A 17,105-nucleotide genomic window follows, 5' to 3' on the forward strand; every position below is an offset into this window, starting at 1 on the left:
GGGAATTGGGCAAGTCAGGGTTCAACGGCCAAAAACGCAGCAAAATAAACGCCATCGCCATGGACGCGACCCGGCAGAGATATGGCCGGCCCATAGCCTTGTCAACGGCGGCCAATGTCGCCGTAAATTCATCATTTTGACAGACTTTTCGCGTTGCCAAGCCCCCCTGAGTTGGGCGAGTGTCCGCCCCGCTCGAGCAGCCCCCTGCTTCAACAAAAGGATTTTCCATGACCACCTCGTTCCCGGTAACCACCGGCCTGCGTTTCCGCCATGCGTCCGCCCTTGCTGGAGGCCTGGCCCTGGCGCTGACCCTGGCCTTCGCGGGCCCGCTCCGGGCGGCCGATGATCCGGTCCTGGCGAAGGTCAATGGCGCCGAGATCAAAAAGAGCGACGTCACCATGGCCGAGGAAGAGCTTGGACCGAGCCTCGCGCAGATGGATCCGGCCACCAAGGACCAGAACGTCCTGTCGTTCCTGATCGACATGAAGATCGTGTCCAAGGCCGCCGAGGACAAGAAGGTCGCGGACGGCGAGGAATTCAAGAAGCGGATGGCGTTCGCCCGCAACCGCCTGCTGATGGACAGCCTGCTGGCCCAAGAAGGCAAGGCGGCCACCACCGACGACGCCATGAAGAAGGTCTATGAGGAGGCCTCCAAGCAGATCACCGGCGAGCAGGAAGTGCGCGCCCGCCACATCCTGGTCGAGACCGAGGACGAGGCCAAGGCGGTGAAGGCCGAGCTCGACAAGGGCGCCGATTTCGCCGAGCTCGCCAAGAAGAAGTCCAAGGACCCGGGCTCGGCCGACGGCGGCGACCTCGGCTTCTTCACCAAGGAACAGATGGTGCCGGAATTCTCGGCCGTCGCGTTCGCGCTGGAGCCGGGCAAGATCTCCGACCCCGTGAAGTCCCAGTTCGGCTGGCACGTCATCAAGGTCGAGGAAAAGCGCAACCGCAAGGCGCCGGAGTTCGACCAGGTCAAGCCCCAGATCGAGCAGTACGTCACCCGCAAGGCCCAGGCCGATTACGTCGCCAAGCTCCGTACCGAAGCCAAGGTCGAGCGGCTGGATCAGCCGGCAGCGGACGCCGCGAAGGATGCCAAGCCTGCGGACGCAAAGCCCGCCGATGCGAAGCCTGCCGACAGCAAGATGGCGCCTCCGGCCAAGAAGTAAGAATTCGCTGTCACTTCGGCGACGCGAAGAGTATTTAAGCCTACCTGATGCCCGGCCCCGCAAAGAGGGGCCGGGCATCTGCATGTCCAGACCTCACCAAGGCACCCCGCGATGTCCTCCTCCGTCTCCCCCCTCGCCCCCAAGAACGTTCCTGACATGCCCGTGATCGCGGGCGTCCGTCTTGCGACGGCCGAGGCCGGCATCCGCTACAAGAACCGCACCGACGTGCTGCTGGCGATCATGGACAAGGGCACGGCGGTGGCCGGCGTCTTCACCAAGTCGAAGTGCCCCTCCGCGCCGGTCGAATGGTGCCGTGCGAAGCTGAAGGGCGGCAAGGCCCGCGCGCTCGTCGTCAATTCCGGCAATGCCAATGCCTTCACCGGCAAGACCGGCCGCAGCTCGACCGCACTGACCGCGAAAATCGCGGCCAAGGCCGTCGGCTGCAGCGAGAGCGAGATCTTCCTGGCCTCCACCGGCGTGATCGGCGAGCCGCTGGACGCGACCAAGTTCGACGGCGTGCTGGGGCGCCTGGCCGAGACGGCGGAAGCCGGTGACTATCTCGCCGCCGCCAAGGCGATCATGACCACCGACACCTTCCCCAAGGTCGCGACTGCAACCGTCAAGCTCGGCAAGGCAAAGGTGACCATCAACGGCATGGCCAAGGGCGCCGGCATGATCGCCCCCGACATGGCGACGATGCTGTCCTTCATCTTCACCGACGCGCCGATCGCGCCCGCCGCGCTCCAAGCGCTGCTCAAGGCCGGCGTCGCGGACACGTTCAATGCGGTGACGATCGACGGCGACACCTCGACCTCGGACACGCTGCTGGCGTTCGCCACGGGCGCGGCCGCCAAGCATGGCGCGCCCAAGATCAGCCGCGCCAGCGATCCGCGCCTGAAGGCCTTCACCAAGGCGTTCAACCAGATCCTCGCCAATCTCTCCGAGCAGGTCGCCCGCGACGGGGAAGGCGCGCGCAAGCTGGTCGAAATCACGGTCGAGGGCGCCAAGACCAAGGCGTCCGCACGCAGAATCGCGATGTCGATCGCCAATTCGCCGCTGGTGAAGACCGCGATCGCCGGCGAGGACGCCAATTGGGGCCGCGTGGTGATGGCGGTCGGCAAGGCCGGCGAGCCGGCCGATCGCGACAAGCTCTCGATCTCCTTCAACGGCATCCGCGTCGCCAAGAGCGGCGCGCGCGATCCGTCCTATGACGAGGCGCAAGTGTCGGAAGCGATGAAGGCTCCGCAGATCGCTATTCTGGTCTCGCTCGGCCTCGGCAAGGGCCGCGACCGTGTGCTGACCTGCGACCTCACCAAGGAATATGTCGCGATCAACGGGGATTACCGGTCCTAGGACATGGCCGAGCTTAAGCTCACCCTCGTCGTGGCCTGCGCGCTCGTCGACGCCGACAAGCGCGTCCTGATCGCGCAGCGCCCCGAAGGCAAGGCGCTGGCCGGCCTCTGGGAGTTTCCCGGCGGCAAGTGTGAACCCGGCGAACGGCCGGAACAGAGCCTGATCCGCGAGCTGCGCGAGGAGCTCGGCATCACCGTCGCCGAGTCGTGCCTCGCGCCGCTGACTTTTGCGAGCTATGGCTACGAGACCTTTCATCTGTTGATGCCGCTCTATATCTGCCGGCGCTGGGAGGGCCTGGTCACGCCGCGCGAAGGCCAGACCCTGGCCTGGGTCCGCGCCAACAAGTTGCGCGACTATCCGATGCCCCCCGCGGACATTCCGCTGATCCCGCATTTGATTGATCTGTTGATGTGAGGTCTCGGATCGTCATTCCGGGGCGCCCGAAGGGCGAACCCGGAATCTCGAGATTCCGGGTTCGATGCTGACGCATCGCCCCGGAATGACGTGCCCTTGGCTTACGTCTTCCCCGCCTTCTTCACCGCCTCCGCCAGGCTCGCTTTCGCCGAGCCCGGCTTCAACGGCTGCTGCTGGCTGGCATGCGGGGCCCAGCCGGACAGCCAGATGATGTCGAAGGTCGCGCGGATGCGCCCATCCGCATCGGCAAAACGCTCGGCATAGATTTCGGCCATGCGCAGCAGTGTGTAACGCCGACTCGGCGTGCGCCGCCGCTCGATCAGCACGTTGGTCGCACCCATGCGGCGGAGATCCTGCATCAGCGCGAACGCGTTGCGATAGCGCACCACGACGCGATCGACGTCGGTGACCGGCAGCGCAAAACCCGCCCGCTGCAACAGCGCGCCGATGTCTCTGAGATCAGCGAACGGCGCGACGCGCGGCGACACGCCGCCCTCGCATTCGGCCTCCGCCGCGGCGAAGGCCTGCCGCAGCTCGGTCAGGCTATCGCCGCCGATCATCGCGGCGAGCAACAGCCCATCCGGCTTCAGCGCACGGCGGATTTGCGCGAGCACGCCCGGCAGGTCGTTGACGAATTGCAGCGCCAGCGCCGAGACGACGAGATCGAGACTTTCGGGCGCAACGGGCAGTTTCTCCGCGCCCGCCGCATCGAGTGCGATCCGCTGAATAAAAGGCAATCGCGAGCGTAGTCCCGCGAGCCCCTCCCCGGGGGTCCACAGATCAGCCGGCGCTTGAAACTCCCGCATCACCGCCGCCAGCCGGTCAGACATGTCCTCCGCGACCCGGTCGAGCAGAAAAGTCACCTCGCCCAGCGCCTGCGCGCGAGCCTGCCGTGCGCGCAGCAACGCGCGATCGAACAGAGCGGGTGGAGTCTGCGGGGTCTGAGCCATGCCGCTGGTTACGCCGATCACGACGGTTCTGGCAATCTCCTCTCTCGCGTCCCGGACGCGCCGCTGCGCTGCGTCCGGGGCACGAGAGTGCGGCTTGAGCCAACATGCACAGAACGCTAGCCTCTCCCCATGGAAGCCGACACCGCCCTTACCCGTTCCATCGCCGTACCCTTCCGCGCCGCGTGGACGGCCGGCTGCTACGTCGTGACGCGCGCGGCGCGGCTCGCGCTCGACATTGCGTTGCCGACGCTTTGCGTGTCCTGCCGCGAACCTGTTGATGGCGAGGGCGTGTGCGCGGCGTGCTGGGCAAAGCTGTCGTTCATCGAAAGGCCCTATTGCCCGCGGCTCGGCATTCCCTTCGTCTACGATCCCGGCCCCGACATGCTGTCGATGGAGGCGATCGCGAGCCCGCCGGCCTACATGCGGGCCCGCGCGGCGGTGCGTTACGACGATGTCGCACGCACGCTGGTGCATGCGCTGAAATACCAGGACCGCACGGATCTCGCGCCCGCCATGGGCCGCTGGATGGCGCGGGCAGGCGGCGAACTGCTTGATGGCGCCGACATGCTAGTGCCGGTGCCCCTGCACTGGCGCCGGGCCTGGCGGCGGCGCTACAACCAATCGGGCGCACTGGCGCAGATCATCGCGCGGCAGAGCGGGGTGAAGGTGAAAGCTGAGGTGCTGCGGCGGGTGCGCGCCACCGAGCAGCAGATCGGCCTGTCGCGGGCCCAGCGCGCCACCAATGTGCAGGGCGCATTCCAGGTATCCCCCGACCGTCAGGCCGAGGTGCAGGGCCGGCGCATCATCCTTGTCGACGATGTCCTGACCTCAGGTGCGACGCTGGATTCCTGCGCGCGCGCTCTGCTGCGCGCCAAGGCGGCCCAGGTCGACGTGCTGGTCTTTGCCCGGGTTGTCGAAAGCCGGTAAGAGCCCATATAATTCAACAAATTCATGACATGAGAGCGCTGGACGCCATGACCGCTGCCGTCGAGATCTACACCAGGCCGGGATGCGGCTATTGTTCCGCTGCCAGATCGCTGCTGACCCGCAAGAAGGCGGCCTTCACCGAATTCGACGTCGCCCAGAATCCGGCCTGGCGCGAGGAGATGTACGACCGGGCCGGAGCTGGCTCGACCTTCCCGCAGATCTGGATCGGCGGCACCCATATCGGCGGATGCGACGACCTCTATGCGCTCGATCGCGAAGGCAAGCTCGACGGCATGCTCGAAAGCGTCAAGGCGGTCTCATGAGCCAGACTCAAGCTGAAGACAGGACCTTCACCGCCGCGATGATTCAGATGCGCACCGGCCTGCTGCCGGAGCCAAGCCTCGCGCAGGCCACGAAACTGATCCGGCAGGCGGCCGCCAACGGCGCCGACTACGTGCAGACGCCCGAAGTCAGCAACATGATGCAGCTGAACCGCAAGGCGCTGTTCGAGCACCTGCAGAGCGAGGAGGACGACGCCTCGCTGAAGGCCTATCGCGCGCTCGCGGCCGAGCTGAAGATCCACATCCATGTCGGCTCGCTGGCGCTGCGTTTCTCAGCCGAGAAGGCGGTCAACCGCTCCTTCCTGATCGGGCCCGACGGCAATGTGCTCGCGAGCTACGACAAGATCCACATGTTCGACATCGAACTGCCGGACGGCGAGAGCTATCGCGAATCCGCCAATTACCAGCCGGGCGAGACCGCCGTGATCTCAGACCTTCCCTGGGGCCGCGTCGGCTTGACGATCTGCTACGACGTGCGCTTCCCCGCGCTCTACCGCGCGCTGGCCGAGAGCGGCGCGTATTTCATCACGGTGCCGTCGGCGTTCACCCGCAAGACCGGCGAGGCGCACTGGCACATCCTGCTGCGCTCGCGCGCAATCGAGACCGGCTGCTTCATCTTCGCAGCGGCACAGGCAGGCACCCACGAGAACAAGCGCGAGACCTACGGCCACTCGCTGATCATCGATCCCTGGGGCGAGATCCTCGCCGAGGGCGATGTCGAGCCCGGCATCGTCATGGCCAGGATCGATCCGGCCAAGGTCGAGACCGCGCGCCGCGCGATCCCCTCGCTCCAGCACGGCCGCCGCTTCGGCGTCTCCGATCCCAAGGCGGGGCCGGACCATCTGCATCTGGTGCGGGGATCGGCATGATCCGCTACGCGCTCCATTGCGACCGCGACCATCAGTTCGAGAGCTGGTTCCAGAGTTCCTCGGCTTATGATTCCCAGGTCAAGCGCAAGCTGGTGACCTGCCCGATCTGCGGCTCGGCCAAGGTCGACAAGGCGATCATGGCGCCGCGCATCGTCGGCAAGAAGGGGCGCGCAACGCCGCCGGCGGAGCCGGCCACGACCGCCGCGCCCGAGGCCGCACCGTCGGCGTCGACCTCGCTGATGATGGCGCAGGAGCGCGAGCTGCGTGCCAAGCTGAAGGAGCTGCGCGACCACATCGTCAAGAACGCCGACAATGTCGGCGATCGCTTTGCGAACGAAGCCCGCGCCATGCATTACGGCGACAAGGAGCATCGCCCGATCTACGGCGAGGCCTCGCCGGACGAAGCAAAGTCGCTGATCGACGAAGGCATCGAGGTCTCGCCGCTGCCGACGCTGCCGGAAGACCGGAACTGAGGCGCGAAGCGCGTCAGAAACCCACGAGCAGAGCGACACCGACCACGATCAGGACGATCCCGATCATCTCGCGCGCGGCAAGGGGCTGCTTGAACGAGTAGTACGCCACGCCTTGCGCGAACAGCACCTCGATCAAAGCGAGCGTGCGGACGTTGGCGGCGGCGGTCAGCGCGAACGCCAGGAACCAGAATTGCGAGGCGAACGCGCCGGTGAAGCCCGCGAGCATCGACGGCCGCCACATTCCGAGAATCCCGCGCAACACGTCTGGCGCGCGCCAGATCAGATAGACCGTCAGGATCAGCGTCTGGACGAACAGGCCGAGCACCAGCGTGAACGACGCCGCCGTCACGAAGGAGACGCCGGGAACGTTGATGATGGCGCCGCGAAAGCCGACCGCGGAGAGCGCGAAGGCTGCCGCCGCAACGAGACCGGTGATGGTCGGCTTCAGCTCGGCAAAGCTCTTTTCACCACCGGGACGCAGCGCGGTGATGACGACGCCGACAGTGGCGATCACAATCGCCAGCACCTTCAGCCAGGTCAGGTGATCGCCGAGGAAGACGAAGCCGAAGATCGCGGTCTGGATCGCTTCGGTCTTCAGGTACGCCGTCGTCACCACGAAGGAGCGGTCGTTCATGGCCAGCAGCATCAAGCCGGTCGCGACGATCTGGCTGAGCGCGCCCAGCAGCAGCCACGGCCAGAACACGGTCGGCGGCGCGTTGAGATGATCGCCGGTCGCCACCAGCACCACGCCCAGAAACAGCACCGAGAACGGGAAGCCGAACAGGAAGCGGATATTGGTCGCGCCCCAGGTCCCCAGCGGCTTCGTCAACGACCGCTGCATCGCATTGCGCGCGACCTGGCCGAGCGCAGCGATGATTGTGAAGGGAATCCAGAGGCTGGTGACGGTGAACATGGGGGAATGGTGGCGAAGGGCTAGAAACTTCGCCCAACCTGCCGCTAGCGGCTAAGCAGGTCAATCACGCCCACGTCATAGGAGCGATGCTCGCGCCAAAACTGCCGTCGTCCCGGCGAAGGCCGGACCCATAGCCACAGAATTTGGTTTGGCGAAGACTCGGGGGGACCAGCTTCGCGCTAAAACTTCTCGCTGGGGGTATGGGTCCTGGCCTTCGCCGGGACGACAGCGGTGTTTGTGGATACAGCGAGGCTTTTCAAACAGCCCTCACACCATTGCTTCCGCCACGACCATGTAGTTTACGTCCATGTCCGACGAGAGCGCCCATTTGTCGGCGAAGGGGCTGTAGACCACGCCGGTCTGCTCGGTGATGACGAGGCGGTTGTCGAGGAGGTATTTCGTCAGCTCGTCCGGGGTGACGAACTTGTTCCACTCGTGGGTGCCGCGCGGCAGCCAGCGCAGCACGTATTCGGCGCCGACGATGGCGAGCGCGAAGCTCTTCCAATTGCGGTTGAGAGTGGAGACCACCATCAGGCCGTTCGGCTTCAGCATCGCGGCGCAGCGCTTCAAAAAGACGCCGACGTCGGCGACATGCTCGACCACCTCCATCGCCAGCACGATGTCGAAACGCTCGCGCGGGTCGATCTCCTCCACCGTGGTGCAGCGGTAGTCGATCGACAGATGACTCTTGTCGGCATGCAGCTTTGCAGCAGCGATGTTGCTGGCCGACGGATCGACACCGATGACCTGCGCTCCCAACCGCGAGAGCGGCTCGCACAGCAAGCCGGCGCCACAGCCGATGTCGAGCACGCGCAGGCCGCCGAGGCAGTTGAGGCTGCGCACATTGCGCTCGAACTTGCGGCAGGCGGCGTCGCGGATATAGCCGAGCCGCAGCGGATTGATCCGGTGAAGCGGCGCCATCTTGCCCTTGGGGTCCCACCACTCGGCCGAGAGTTTTGAGAATTTCGCGATCTCGGCGGCGTCGACGGTCGAGCCGGTCGGCAGGGAGGCAGTTGCGGAACTATCTTGCTGCATGCTCATGGTGACGCGCGGTCCTACCGCGTGGTGATCGAACTACGGAAGGCGAGTGGCGAGGCGATGGTGCGGATGGTTTCGCGCCCCTCGCCGACGCCGTTGATGGTCACGTCGCCATAATTGAGAATACGTCCAAGGATGCTCTGCTCGACGTCGACACTCTCGACCTTGTCCAGCGCCATCTCGAAGGTGCGGCGTTTGATGAAGCCGACCTTGTGCACGACGCGCAGATTGGTGACGTCGGTCTCGGTGGTAAGGCGGTGGAACCAGCCCCGTACCGTCCAGTACACGGCCGCCAGGGCCACTAGGCCGGAACCGACGAGACAGAGCAGGACGAGCCCTTCGACAATGGTTTGTCGAGACAGCACGAACAGGATTAGGGCCACAATCCAGGCCAGAATGGCCGGGACATAGAAGATCCAGTGCGCATTGGTCGAATACAGCACCCGCTCGCCCGGTTGCAGGATTTCGTCGATGTAACGCGCCATAACCGTTGATAACCCATGACCCGGATTGGGCCCCCAAGAACGACCAAGGGAACCCGTTTGAGGAACCCGCTTGCCCCCGGCCCCGCCCCTATGTATACGCGCGGTCGGTATCCCCAGGGCATCCGTCCGGCGCGGGTCACCATACTGATCCTCAAGAGGGAATGCACGCGTCGTCATGAGCCGTCTCGTGATGAAATTCGGCGGCACGTCCGTCGCAAACATCGAACGTATCCGTAACGTCGCACGCCATGTGAAACGTGAGGTCGACGCTGGTCACGAAGTGGCCGTGGTCGTCTCGGCGATGTCGGGCAAGACCAACGAGCTGGTGGCCTGGTGCACCGAGGCCTCGCCGATGCACGACGCGCGCGAATACGACGCCGTCGTCGCCTCCGGCGAACAGGTGACCTCGGGCCTGCTGGCCATCGTGTTGCAAAGCATGGGCATCCAGGCCCGCTCCTGGCAGGGCTGGCAGATCCCGATCAAGACCAGCGATGCCCATGCCTCGGCCCGGATCGAGGACATCGACGGCAGCGAGATCATCTCCCGGTTCAAGGATCGCAAGGAGGTCGCTGTCATCGCCGGCTTCCAGGGCATCGATCCCAAGACGGGCCGCATCACCACGCTCGGCCGCGGCGGCTCCGACACCTCGGCCGTCGCCGTCGCCGCCGCGGTCAAGGCTGACCGCTGCGACATCTATACCGATGTTGACGGCGTCTACACCACCGACCCGCGAATCGTGCCGAAGGCCAAGCGGCTCGACAAGATCGCGTTCGAGGACATGCTGGAACTGGCTTCCCAGGGCGCCAAGGTGCTCCAGGTGCGCTCTGTGGAACTCGGCATGGTCCACAACATGCCGATCTTCGTCCGATCGAGCTTCGACAAGCCCGAGGATATCGACCCGCACGCCAACCAGCCGCCCGGCACGCTGATCTGCGGCGAGGAGGAGATCATGGAAAATCACGTCGTCACCGGCATTGCCTTTTCGAAGGACGAGGCCCAGATCTCGGTGCGCCAGATCGAGGACAAGCCGGGCGTCGCCGCGTCGATCTTCGGCCCGCTCGCGGATGCCAATATCAACGTCGATATGATCGTCCAGAACGTGTCTGAAGACGGCAAGACCACCGACCTCACCTTCACGGTGCCCGCCGCCGACTACGTCAGGGCCAAGGACACGATTACCGCCGCCAAGGCCAAGATCGGCTATGCCAGGCTTGATACCGCGACCGACGTCGCCAAGATCTCGGTGATCGGCAGCGGCATGCGCAGCCATGCCGGCGTCGCCGCGCAGGCGTTTTCGGCCCTCGCCGGACGGAATATCAACATCCGGGCCATTACAACCTCCGAGATCAAGTTCTCGGTTTTGATCGACACCGCCTATACCGAGCTTGCAGTGCGCACGTTGCACACGCTTTACGGCCTCGATCAGACCTAAGGCGTGACAATCGTCGCGCTTCAGGTTGCTGTTTAAGCATGGCCTTTCCGGAAAACCGCTTCGCTCTTTTCCGGATCATGCTTGGATTAATTTTCTCTTAGCGGTCGCAGCAATCGCGAAGGTGTACACACCTTCGCGTTTGGCAGGCGTTTTGCTTGGCAAAACAAGCCTCAATTCGCTATACGGCGAACAGGGTGGGCTGCCGCAGACTGTGTCCCAGTTCAGGCGCCGCTGATTCGGTGCAAGCGCGAAATCTCATGTAGATTTGGGCTTGCACCTGCGCCGGACGAACAAAATTGATTGTTTTTCTGGAATTTTGGGCCAGCCGCCGGCCAACATCGCCGGGCCGGGCAGACGGAGGAGATTGACGGTTCATGCGGAGCGCGTCGGGAGGTCCCCGCGTCTTGTTGAGACGGCTCCGCGAAACTATGGCGGAGCAGGTCTCGGCCCAGGAGCGGCTGGACAAGATCGTGGTGCTGATCGCCGCCAACATGGTGGCCGAGGTGTGCTCGGTCTATGTGCTGCGCATCGACAACACCCTCGAGCTCTACGCCACCGAAGGCCTCAACCGCGAGGCCGTGCACCACACCGTGCTGAGCGCCCATGAGGGCCTGGTCGGCCTCGTCGCCAGCGAGGCGACGCCGCTCAATTTGAACGACGCCCAGAGCCACCCGGCCTTCTCGTTCCGCCCGGAAACGGGTGAAGAGATCTACCACTCCTTCCTCGGCGTGCCGATCCTGCGCGCCGGCAACACGCTGGGCGTGCTGGTGGTGCAGAACCGCGCCAAGCGCACCTATGTCGAGGAAGAGCTCGAGGCGCTGCAGACCACCGCCATGGTGCTGGCGGAGCTGATCGCCTCCGGCGAATTGTCCGCGCTGGCCCAGCCCGGCCTCGAGCCCGCTGCGCGCCATTCCACGCAGAAGGCCGGCGCGATCCTCTCCGAAGGCATCGCGCTCGGCCATGTGGTGCTGCACGAGCCGCGCGTCGTCATCAAGGACTACATCGCCGAGGACCTGCCGAAGGAAATCAAGCGGCTCGACACCGCGCTCGCCAAATTGCGCTCAGATCTCGACCGCATGCTGGAGCGCGGCGATGTCGCCGAGGGCGGCGAGCATCGCGACGTGCTCGAAGCCTACCGCATGTTCGCCAACGACCAGGGCTGGTCGCACAAGCTGCATGAGGCGGTCGCCACCGGCCTCACGGCGGAGGCCGCGGTCGAACGCGTGCAGTCCGACACCCGCGCCCGCATGCTGCGCGTGACCGACCCTTACTTGCGCGACCGGCTGCATGATCTCGAGGATCTCGGTTATCGGCTGATGCGGCAAGTGGTCGGCCAGGACCACGCGCCCTCGCGCGAGCAGATGCCCGACAACGCCATCGTCATCGCGCGCGCGATGGGACCGGCGGCGCTGCTCGACTATGACCGCAAGCGCCTGCGCGGCATCGTGCTGGAGGAAGGCACCGCCAACTCCCACGTCTCGATCGTGGCGCGCGCGCTCGGTATTCCCGCCGTCGGCGAGGTGCCGAACGCAACCGGAATTGCCGACCCCGGCGACGCCATCATCGTCGACGGCACGTCGGGCGCAATCTATGTGCGCCCCTCGCAGGAAATCGAGGCGGCCTATGCCGAGCGCGTGCGCTTCCGCGCCCGCCGTCAGGCGCAGTATCTGGCGCTGCGCGACCGACCCTGCGTCACCAAGGACGGTGAGAAGGTCGAGCTGCTTATCAATGCCGGCCTCGCCATCGACCTGCCGCATATCGACGACACCGGCAGCGCCGGCATCGGCCTGTTCCGTACCGAGCTGCAATTCATGGTCGGCCAGAGCCTGCCGCGCACCAGCGACCAGCTCGCGCTCTACCGCGCTGTGCTGGATGCCGCAGGCAGCAAGCCCGTCACCTTCCGTACCCTCGACATCGGCGGCGACAAGGCGCTGCCCTATATGGAGACAGTGATCGAGGAGAATCCCGCGCTCGGCTGGCGCGCGATCCGGCTCGGGCTCGACCGTCCCGGCCTGTTGCGCGGCCAGATCCGCGCGCTGCTCCGCGCCGGCGGTGGCCGCGCGCTGCGCATCATGTTTCCGATGATCTCGGAGGTCGCCGAGTTCGATGCTGCGAAGTCGCTGGTCGAGCGCGAGCTGACCTATTTGCGCCAGCACGGCCACACGCTGCCGGAGCGCATCGACATCGGCACCATGGTCGAAGTGCCAGCGCTGCTCTATCAGATGGACGAGCTGTTGAAGAAGGTCGACTTCATCTCGGTCGGCTCCAACGATCTGTTCCAGTTCCTGTTCGCGGTCGACCGCGGCAATGCCAAGGTCTCCGAGCGCTTCGACACCATGTCGACGCCGATCCTCCGCGCACTGCGGGATATCGCGCAAAAATCGCTGGCCGCGAAGAAGTCGCTATCCCTGTGCGGCGAGATGGCCTCGAAGCCGATCGGCGCGCTGGCGCTGCTCGCCATGGGCTACCGCTCGCTGTCGCTGTCGGCGACCGCGCTCGGCCCGGTCAAGGCGATGGTGATCGACCTAGACGTCAAGAAGGCCGCAGCGATGCTCGGGCCTCTGCTGGACGCACCCGCGGGCAGCGTCTCGATCCGGCAGAAACTGACGGAATTTGCCGAGGCCGAAGGCCTGGCGTTGTAGCGGGCCTGTCGCCCCTCTCCGCCGCCTTCGCTTCCCTGCGCCATTTGAGACTGAACCCATGTCGTCACTCCCCGAAGCCAAACTGGACGTCCTGCTCGCGCATCACGCTTCGCTCGAAGCTGAATCGCTGGGACAACTCTCTTCCGAACGCTATGTGCAGGTCACACGCGAGCTCGCCGAGATCACCCCTCTGATCGAGGCGGTGAAAACCTATCGTGCGGCCGTGAAGGAACTGACCGACACCGAGGCGCTGATCGCCGATCCCGCGACCGATCCCGAGATGCGCAGCATGGCGGAAGCCGAGCGCGGCGAGCTCATTCCGAAGATCGAGGATCTCGTTCAGAAGATCCGCGTCGCGCTGCTGCCGAAGGACGCCATGGACGACCGCAACGTGGTGCTGGAAATCCGCGCCGGCACCGGCGGCGACGAGGCGTCGCTGTTCGCCGGCGACCTGTTCCGGATGTACGAGCGCTTTGCCGCCTTGCAGGGGTGGAAGGTGGAGGTGATCTCGGCCAGCGAAGGCACCGTCGGCGGATACAAGGAAATCATCGCGGAAGTGCAGGGCCGCGGCGCGTTCTCCAAACTGAAGTTCGAATCCGGCGTGCACCGCGTGCAGCGCGTGCCCGACACCGAGACGCAGGGGCGCATCCATACGTCGGCCGCGACCGTCGCAGTGCTGCCCGAGGTCGAGGATGTCGACGTCGAGATCAAGAACGACGATCTGCGCATCGAGACCATGCGCGCGCAGGGCGCAGGCGGCCAGCACGTCAACAAGACGGAATCTGCGATCCGCATCACCCACATCCCGACCGGCATCGTGGTGATGATGCAGGACAGCCGCTCGCAGCACAAGAACCGTGCCTCGGCCATGAACATCCTGCGCTCGCGCATCTACGATGCCGAGCGGCAGCGCGTCGACGCCGCCCGCTCGGCCGAGCGCAAGGAGAAGGTCGGCTCCGGCGACCGCTCCGAGCGCATCCGCACCTATAATTTCCCGCAAGGCCGCGTCACCGACCACCGCATCAACCTGACGCTCTACAAGCTGCCGCAAGTGATATCAGGCGAAGCGCTCGGCGAACTCATCGATGCGCTGACCACCGAGCACCAGGCCGCGCAACTCGCCGCGCAGGGCGCGGCGGCGTGATGGGCGCGTGAGCAATCCCCTCAAAGGACATTCGATCGAGAGCGCGCGGCGCTTGCTCGCTGCGCGGCTGAGATCGGCGGGGCTCGACGAAGCCGAACTCGACGCCCGTATCCTGCTCGGCGCAGTGTTTGATCTCGATCTGACCGGCCTGATCACGCAGGCCGCGCGTCCGCTCTCGGAAACCGAGGCGATGCAGCTTGCGGCCTACGCGCAGCGGCGCATCGACGGCGAACCCATCGCCCGCATTCTCGGCACGCGCGAATTCTGGGGCCTGCCGTTGCGACTGTCGGAGGCAACGCTGGTGCCGCGGCCCGACACCGAGACCGTGGTCGAGCGCGCGCTCGAACTGTTTCGCGAACAGCGCCTGTCTCGCCCGCCGCGCATCGCCGACATCGGCACCGGATCCGGTGCGATCCTGCTCGCGCTGCTGCACGAGATTCCGGATGCGTTCGGGGTCGGCACCGACCTCAGCCTCACCGCGCTCTGCACAGCGAGAAGCAATGCCGCCGCCCTTGGCCTTGCCGACCGCGCGGCCTTCGTCGCCTGCTCCTATGCGGCGGCGCTCGCGGGCCCGTTCGACCTGATCGTGTCGAACCCACCCTATATTCCCTCAGCAGAAATTCCGAAATTGGACATCGAGGTGCGCGCGCACGACCCGCATCTGGCGCTCGACGGCGGTAATGACGGGTACGACGCCTATCGCGCCCTGATCCCCCAGGCGAGCGAACGGCTCCTGCCCGGCGGAGCCCTGATCGTGGAGGCCGGACAGGGCCAGGCACGGACGATTGAAACCTTGATGACGGCTGCCGCGTTATCCATCGACAGGCTGCCCAAGGCCGATCTGGCGGGCGTCCCGCGGGCCGTCTCGGCCCGAAAAATGCCCCCATAAAAGCCGGATTGGGCTCTAAAAAACCTCTTGGAATATCCCTTGGGAACGACTACCTTCCGCCTAACACATCGGTGCCGGCCCCGTAGACCTACGGGTGAAAGCCGGGCTCTTCAGCGAGAGCATCACTGATTTTTGGTTCCAAGCCGCAGGTCCTGTGAAGCGCGACAGCCCATTGAGGTACGCAGCTTTCCGACCGCAACGTGAACGAAAGCCTGATATTGCGCTTGAAGACTTACGCAACAAAGCTGGGCTTGTTTCGGCGGGCGATATGAATGGGTTCGCTGGCAATGAATGCTGGCGGGTGGGGAACGCGTCTTTGTTGAACGCGACGGCCGACGAACATTGGCAGGGTTCAATCCGCTCTTGCGCGCGGTGCGCGTGAGGCATGCGAACCGCTGTCATCAGGTCACTCTCTGCAATCGGTAGTGCGTGCAACCTTTAGGGCTGGAATTAAAGGCAGGACATGAGAAACGGTCAGAACAAGCAGCGGATGCGCAACCGCAACAACAATAACAACAACAACAATAACCGGCGCGGCCAGAACCCGATGACCCGGGTTTACGAATCGAACGGCCCCGACATCAAGATCCGCGGCACCGCCTCGCACATCGCCGAAAAATATCTCCAGCTTGCGCGCGATGCGCGCTCCTCGGGCGACCCGGTCGCCGCCGAAAACTACTACCAGCATGCCGAGCATTATTTCCGCCTGATCGCGGCGGCCCAGGAGCAGTTCCGCCAGAACCAGCAGCCGCGCGGCGACGAGCCGATCAACCCGACCAGCGACGACAGCGAGGACGACGGCGAGAACTTCTCGAATTTCGGCCAGGAGCCGGGCTTCGTTCCGCAGCCGCCGCCGCAACAGCAACCCTTCATGCGCGAGCGCGACGGCCAGCGCGATCACCAGCAGCGGGACTATCAGCAGCGCGACAACAACCAGCCCTATATTCGCGACCAGCAGCCGCGCGAGCATCGCGAGCGCGACCATCGTCCGCAGCCGCAGTATCAGCACCACCAGCCGCAACCGCCGAACCAGCCGCAGCCCGTCATCGCCGATGCCGGCAACGTCGATCGCCTGCCGTCCTTCATCACCGGCGCGCAGCCGCAGGCGAATGCGGCTCCGGGCGGCTTCGAGGGTGGCAATGGCGGCGGTGGCGAGCGCTATCCGCGGCGACGCCGCCGGCCGCATAACGGCCCGCGTCCCGAGCGCGAAGCCGCTCCAGCCGCTTCCGGCGACGATCTCGCCCCCAGCGAGTAAGCTGCCGCGCAGCTCCATCTGACTTTATGAGTTGCAATCGTCCCGGCTTCGCCGGGACGATTTGTTTCAGCTCCGCGTGACCGTCGTCGAGGACGGCACCAGCACGGGCTTGGCCAGCGAGGGAATCAGCCGCGCCCTTTCGCGTTTGGCAGGGATCGCGCGATAGACCTGCTTGGTCGCCTCGACGATGTGGACGCCGGCAAAGGGCAGCGACAGCGCAGCGCCGGCGCGCTCCCACATCTGCGCCGATTTCAGCACCCACCGGCCGGAATAAGGCGGCATGAACAGCGCCTCACCCCAGCCGGTCGGCGTGAACCAGGTCTGCCGCAACAGGTCCGTGATCTGGGAGCGCGAATAGGGACGGCCGTGGCCGAACGGCGTGTTGTCGCTGCGCGTCCAGACGCCGCGCCTGTTCGGGACCACCGCGATGACGCGCCCCGAGGGCGACAGCACCCGCCAGACCTCGCGCAGCAGCGCCGCCGGATCGTCCGACATTTCGAGCGCATGGACCAGCAGGATGCGGTCGACCGCAGCATCCGGAAGCGGCAGCGAGAACTCGTCGACCAGCGCGGCCAGCGCAGGGCGCCCGGTCGGCCATTTCAACACGCCCTGGGCCGCCGGCATGAAGGCGATGCAGCGCTCCGCGTCCTCGCGGAACAGCCCGAGATAGGGTGTCGGATAGCCGATGCCGAGCACGCGCTGGCCTTCGGCGTTCGGCCAGCGCTCGTGGATGCCGCGATTGATCATCTGCCGCGCCACGATGCCGAGGCGGCGGGAATAGAACTCTCTGAGGTCGACGACGTCGATGGTCATG

At 65.4% G+C, this 17,105-nt stretch carries 17 protein-coding genes; 12 read left to right on the forward strand and 5 right to left on the reverse strand.

The genetic code is table 11. The features are described from left to right. Positions 1 to 227 precede the first annotated feature (227 nt). From JQ621_RS21035 to JQ621_RS21045, 3 genes are all read left to right on the forward strand, one after another. A complete protein-coding gene (locus JQ621_RS21035) occupies positions 228 to 1,166 on the forward strand; it encodes a peptidylprolyl isomerase (RefSeq protein WP_212236575.1) in 939 nt (312 codons plus the stop codon). 111 nt (positions 1,167 to 1,277) lie between these two features. Continuing rightward, positions 1,278 to 2,519 carry a bifunctional glutamate N-acetyltransferase/amino-acid acetyltransferase ArgJ gene (gene argJ, locus JQ621_RS21040; RefSeq protein ID WP_212236576.1) on the forward strand — a complete coding sequence of 414 codons (1,242 nt, stop codon included), beginning with the start codon at positions 1,278 to 1,280 and terminating at the stop codon, positions 2,517 to 2,519. 3 nt (positions 2,520 to 2,522) lie between these two features. Beyond that, complete coding sequence (locus JQ621_RS21045) at positions 2,523 to 2,933, forward strand: (deoxy)nucleoside triphosphate pyrophosphohydrolase (RefSeq protein WP_212236577.1); 411 nt, start codon at positions 2,523 to 2,525, stop codon at positions 2,931 to 2,933. Between the two features lie 101 nt (positions 2,934 to 3,034). Here the strand turns inward: JQ621_RS21045 and JQ621_RS21050 are convergent, their stop codons facing one another. Continuing rightward, on the reverse strand, positions 3,035 to 3,883 hold the full coding sequence (locus JQ621_RS21050; protein WP_212236628.1) for a methyltransferase domain-containing protein: 849 nt from the start codon (positions 3,881 to 3,883) through the stop codon (positions 3,035 to 3,037). A 129-nt stretch (positions 3,884 to 4,012) separates the two neighbouring features. On the opposite strand from JQ621_RS21050, the gene JQ621_RS21055 reads away from it, so the two are divergent. Genes JQ621_RS21055 through JQ621_RS21070 form a run of 4 tightly spaced genes read left to right on the forward strand, consistent with a single transcriptional unit; the run spans position 4,013 to position 6,493 of the window. Beyond that, positions 4,013 to 4,810, forward strand: a complete 798-nt coding sequence (locus tag JQ621_RS21055) for a ComF family protein (protein ID WP_212236578.1) — start codon at positions 4,013 to 4,015, stop codon at positions 4,808 to 4,810. A gap of 47 nt (positions 4,811 to 4,857) precedes the next feature. Continuing rightward, entirely contained in the window at positions 4,858 to 5,133 is a 276-nt protein-coding gene (grxC, locus tag JQ621_RS21060) for a glutaredoxin 3 (RefSeq protein WP_212236579.1), read from the forward strand. Next, complete coding sequence (locus tag JQ621_RS21065) at positions 5,130 to 6,020, forward strand: carbon-nitrogen hydrolase family protein (RefSeq protein ID WP_212236580.1); 891 nt, start codon at positions 5,130 to 5,132, stop codon at positions 6,018 to 6,020. Before grxC ends, JQ621_RS21065 begins: the two co-directional genes overlap by 4 nt. Beyond that, the gene (locus tag JQ621_RS21070; RefSeq protein ID WP_212236581.1) at positions 6,017 to 6,493 is read left to right on the forward strand and encodes a DUF1178 family protein; all 477 of its coding nucleotides are present in this window, start codon (positions 6,017 to 6,019) and stop codon (positions 6,491 to 6,493) included. Before JQ621_RS21065 ends, JQ621_RS21070 begins: the two co-directional genes overlap by 4 nt. A 13-nt stretch (positions 6,494 to 6,506) precedes the next feature. On the opposite strand, the gene JQ621_RS21075 is transcribed toward JQ621_RS21070, so the two are convergent. The 3 genes from JQ621_RS21075 to JQ621_RS21085 form a co-directional block, all read right to left on the reverse strand. Next, on the reverse strand, positions 6,507 to 7,406 hold the full coding sequence (locus JQ621_RS21075) for an EamA family transporter (protein WP_212236582.1): 900 nt from the start codon (positions 7,404 to 7,406) through the stop codon (positions 6,507 to 6,509). 267 nt (positions 7,407 to 7,673) lie between these two features. After that, positions 7,674 to 8,447: a bifunctional 2-polyprenyl-6-hydroxyphenol methylase/3-demethylubiquinol 3-O-methyltransferase UbiG gene (gene ubiG, locus JQ621_RS21080; RefSeq protein ID WP_212236583.1), complete on the reverse strand. Its 774-nt coding sequence runs from the start codon at positions 8,445 to 8,447 to the stop codon at positions 7,674 to 7,676. Positions 8,448 to 8,461: 14 nt separating this feature from the next. Then, positions 8,462 to 8,929, reverse strand: coding sequence for a PH domain-containing protein (locus tag JQ621_RS21085; RefSeq protein WP_212236584.1), 468 nt, complete (start codon positions 8,927 to 8,929; stop codon positions 8,462 to 8,464). Positions 8,930 to 9,104: 175 nt separating this feature from the next. Between JQ621_RS21085 and JQ621_RS21090 the strand changes: the two genes are divergently transcribed. The 5 genes from JQ621_RS21090 (at position 9,105) to JQ621_RS21110 (ending at position 16,291) form a co-directional block, all read left to right on the forward strand. Beyond that, on the forward strand, positions 9,105 to 10,361 hold the full coding sequence (locus JQ621_RS21090; protein WP_212236585.1) for an aspartate kinase: 1,257 nt from the start codon (positions 9,105 to 9,107) through the stop codon (positions 10,359 to 10,361). Between the two features lie 374 nt (positions 10,362 to 10,735). Next, positions 10,736 to 13,003: a phosphoenolpyruvate--protein phosphotransferase gene (ptsP, locus tag JQ621_RS21095; RefSeq protein ID WP_212236586.1), complete on the forward strand. Its 2,268-nt coding sequence runs from the start codon at positions 10,736 to 10,738 to the stop codon at positions 13,001 to 13,003. 58 nt (positions 13,004 to 13,061) lie between these two features. Further along, positions 13,062 to 14,147 (forward strand): peptide chain release factor 1, encoded by a 1,086-nt coding sequence (gene prfA / locus JQ621_RS21100; RefSeq protein ID WP_212236587.1) that lies wholly within the window; start codon positions 13,062 to 13,064, stop codon positions 14,145 to 14,147. Positions 14,148 to 14,154: 7 nt separating this feature from the next. Beyond that, a complete protein-coding gene (prmC, locus tag JQ621_RS21105; RefSeq protein ID WP_212236588.1) occupies positions 14,155 to 15,036 on the forward strand; it encodes a peptide chain release factor N(5)-glutamine methyltransferase in 882 nt (293 codons plus the stop codon). A 463-nt stretch (positions 15,037 to 15,499) separates the two neighbouring features. Continuing rightward, entirely contained in the window at positions 15,500 to 16,291 is a 792-nt protein-coding gene (locus JQ621_RS21110) for a DUF4167 domain-containing protein (protein WP_212236589.1), read from the forward strand. A 66-nt stretch (positions 16,292 to 16,357) separates the two neighbouring features. Here the strand turns inward: JQ621_RS21110 and JQ621_RS21115 are convergent, their stop codons facing one another. Continuing rightward, positions 16,358 to 17,104 carry a class I SAM-dependent methyltransferase gene (locus JQ621_RS21115; protein ID WP_212236590.1) on the reverse strand — a complete coding sequence of 249 codons (747 nt, stop codon included), beginning with the start codon at positions 17,102 to 17,104 and terminating at the stop codon, positions 16,358 to 16,360. Position 17,105: the final 1 nt, after the last annotated feature.

Origin of the sequence: Bradyrhizobium manausense, from assembly GCF_018129685.1 — a bacterium.
In the GTDB taxonomy this organism is placed as follows: domain Bacteria; phylum Pseudomonadota; class Alphaproteobacteria; order Rhizobiales; family Xanthobacteraceae; genus Bradyrhizobium; species Bradyrhizobium manausense_D.

Bases quoted from the DNA above. Each gene is read 5' to 3' on its own strand.
- JQ621_RS21035 (WP_212236575.1), top strand. From the start codon at position 228: ATGACCACCTCGTTCCCGGTAACCACCGGCCTGCGTTTCCGCCATGCG.
- argJ (WP_212236576.1), top strand. From the start codon at position 1,278: ATGTCCTCCTCCGTCTCCCCCCTCGCCCCCAAGAACGTTCCTGACATG.
- JQ621_RS21045 (WP_212236577.1), top strand. From the start codon at position 2,523: ATGGCCGAGCTTAAGCTCACCCTCGTCGTGGCCTGCGCGCTCGTCGAC.
- JQ621_RS21050 (WP_212236628.1), bottom strand. From the start codon at position 3,883: ATGGCTCAGACCCCGCAGACTCCACCCGCTCTGTTCGATCGCGCGTTG.
- JQ621_RS21055 (WP_212236578.1), top strand. From the start codon at position 4,013: ATGGAAGCCGACACCGCCCTTACCCGTTCCATCGCCGTACCCTTCCGC.
- grxC (WP_212236579.1), top strand. From the start codon at position 4,858: ATGACCGCTGCCGTCGAGATCTACACCAGGCCGGGATGCGGCTATTGT.
- JQ621_RS21065 (WP_212236580.1), top strand. From the start codon at position 5,130: ATGAGCCAGACTCAAGCTGAAGACAGGACCTTCACCGCCGCGATGATT.
- JQ621_RS21070 (WP_212236581.1), top strand. From the start codon at position 6,017: ATGATCCGCTACGCGCTCCATTGCGACCGCGACCATCAGTTCGAGAGC.
- JQ621_RS21075 (WP_212236582.1), bottom strand. From the start codon at position 7,406: ATGTTCACCGTCACCAGCCTCTGGATTCCCTTCACAATCATCGCTGCG.
- ubiG (WP_212236583.1), bottom strand. From the start codon at position 8,447: ATGAGCATGCAGCAAGATAGTTCCGCAACTGCCTCCCTGCCGACCGGC.
- JQ621_RS21085 (WP_212236584.1), bottom strand. From the start codon at position 8,929: ATGGCGCGTTACATCGACGAAATCCTGCAACCGGGCGAGCGGGTGCTG.
- JQ621_RS21090 (WP_212236585.1), top strand. From the start codon at position 9,105: ATGAGCCGTCTCGTGATGAAATTCGGCGGCACGTCCGTCGCAAACATC.
- ptsP (WP_212236586.1), top strand. From the start codon at position 10,736: ATGCGGAGCGCGTCGGGAGGTCCCCGCGTCTTGTTGAGACGGCTCCGC.
- prfA (WP_212236587.1), top strand. From the start codon at position 13,062: ATGTCGTCACTCCCCGAAGCCAAACTGGACGTCCTGCTCGCGCATCAC.
- JQ621_RS21110 (WP_212236589.1), top strand. From the start codon at position 15,500: ATGAGAAACGGTCAGAACAAGCAGCGGATGCGCAACCGCAACAACAAT.
- JQ621_RS21115 (WP_212236590.1), bottom strand. From the start codon at position 17,104: ATGACCATCGACGTCGTCGACCTCAGAGAGTTCTATTCCCGCCGCCTC.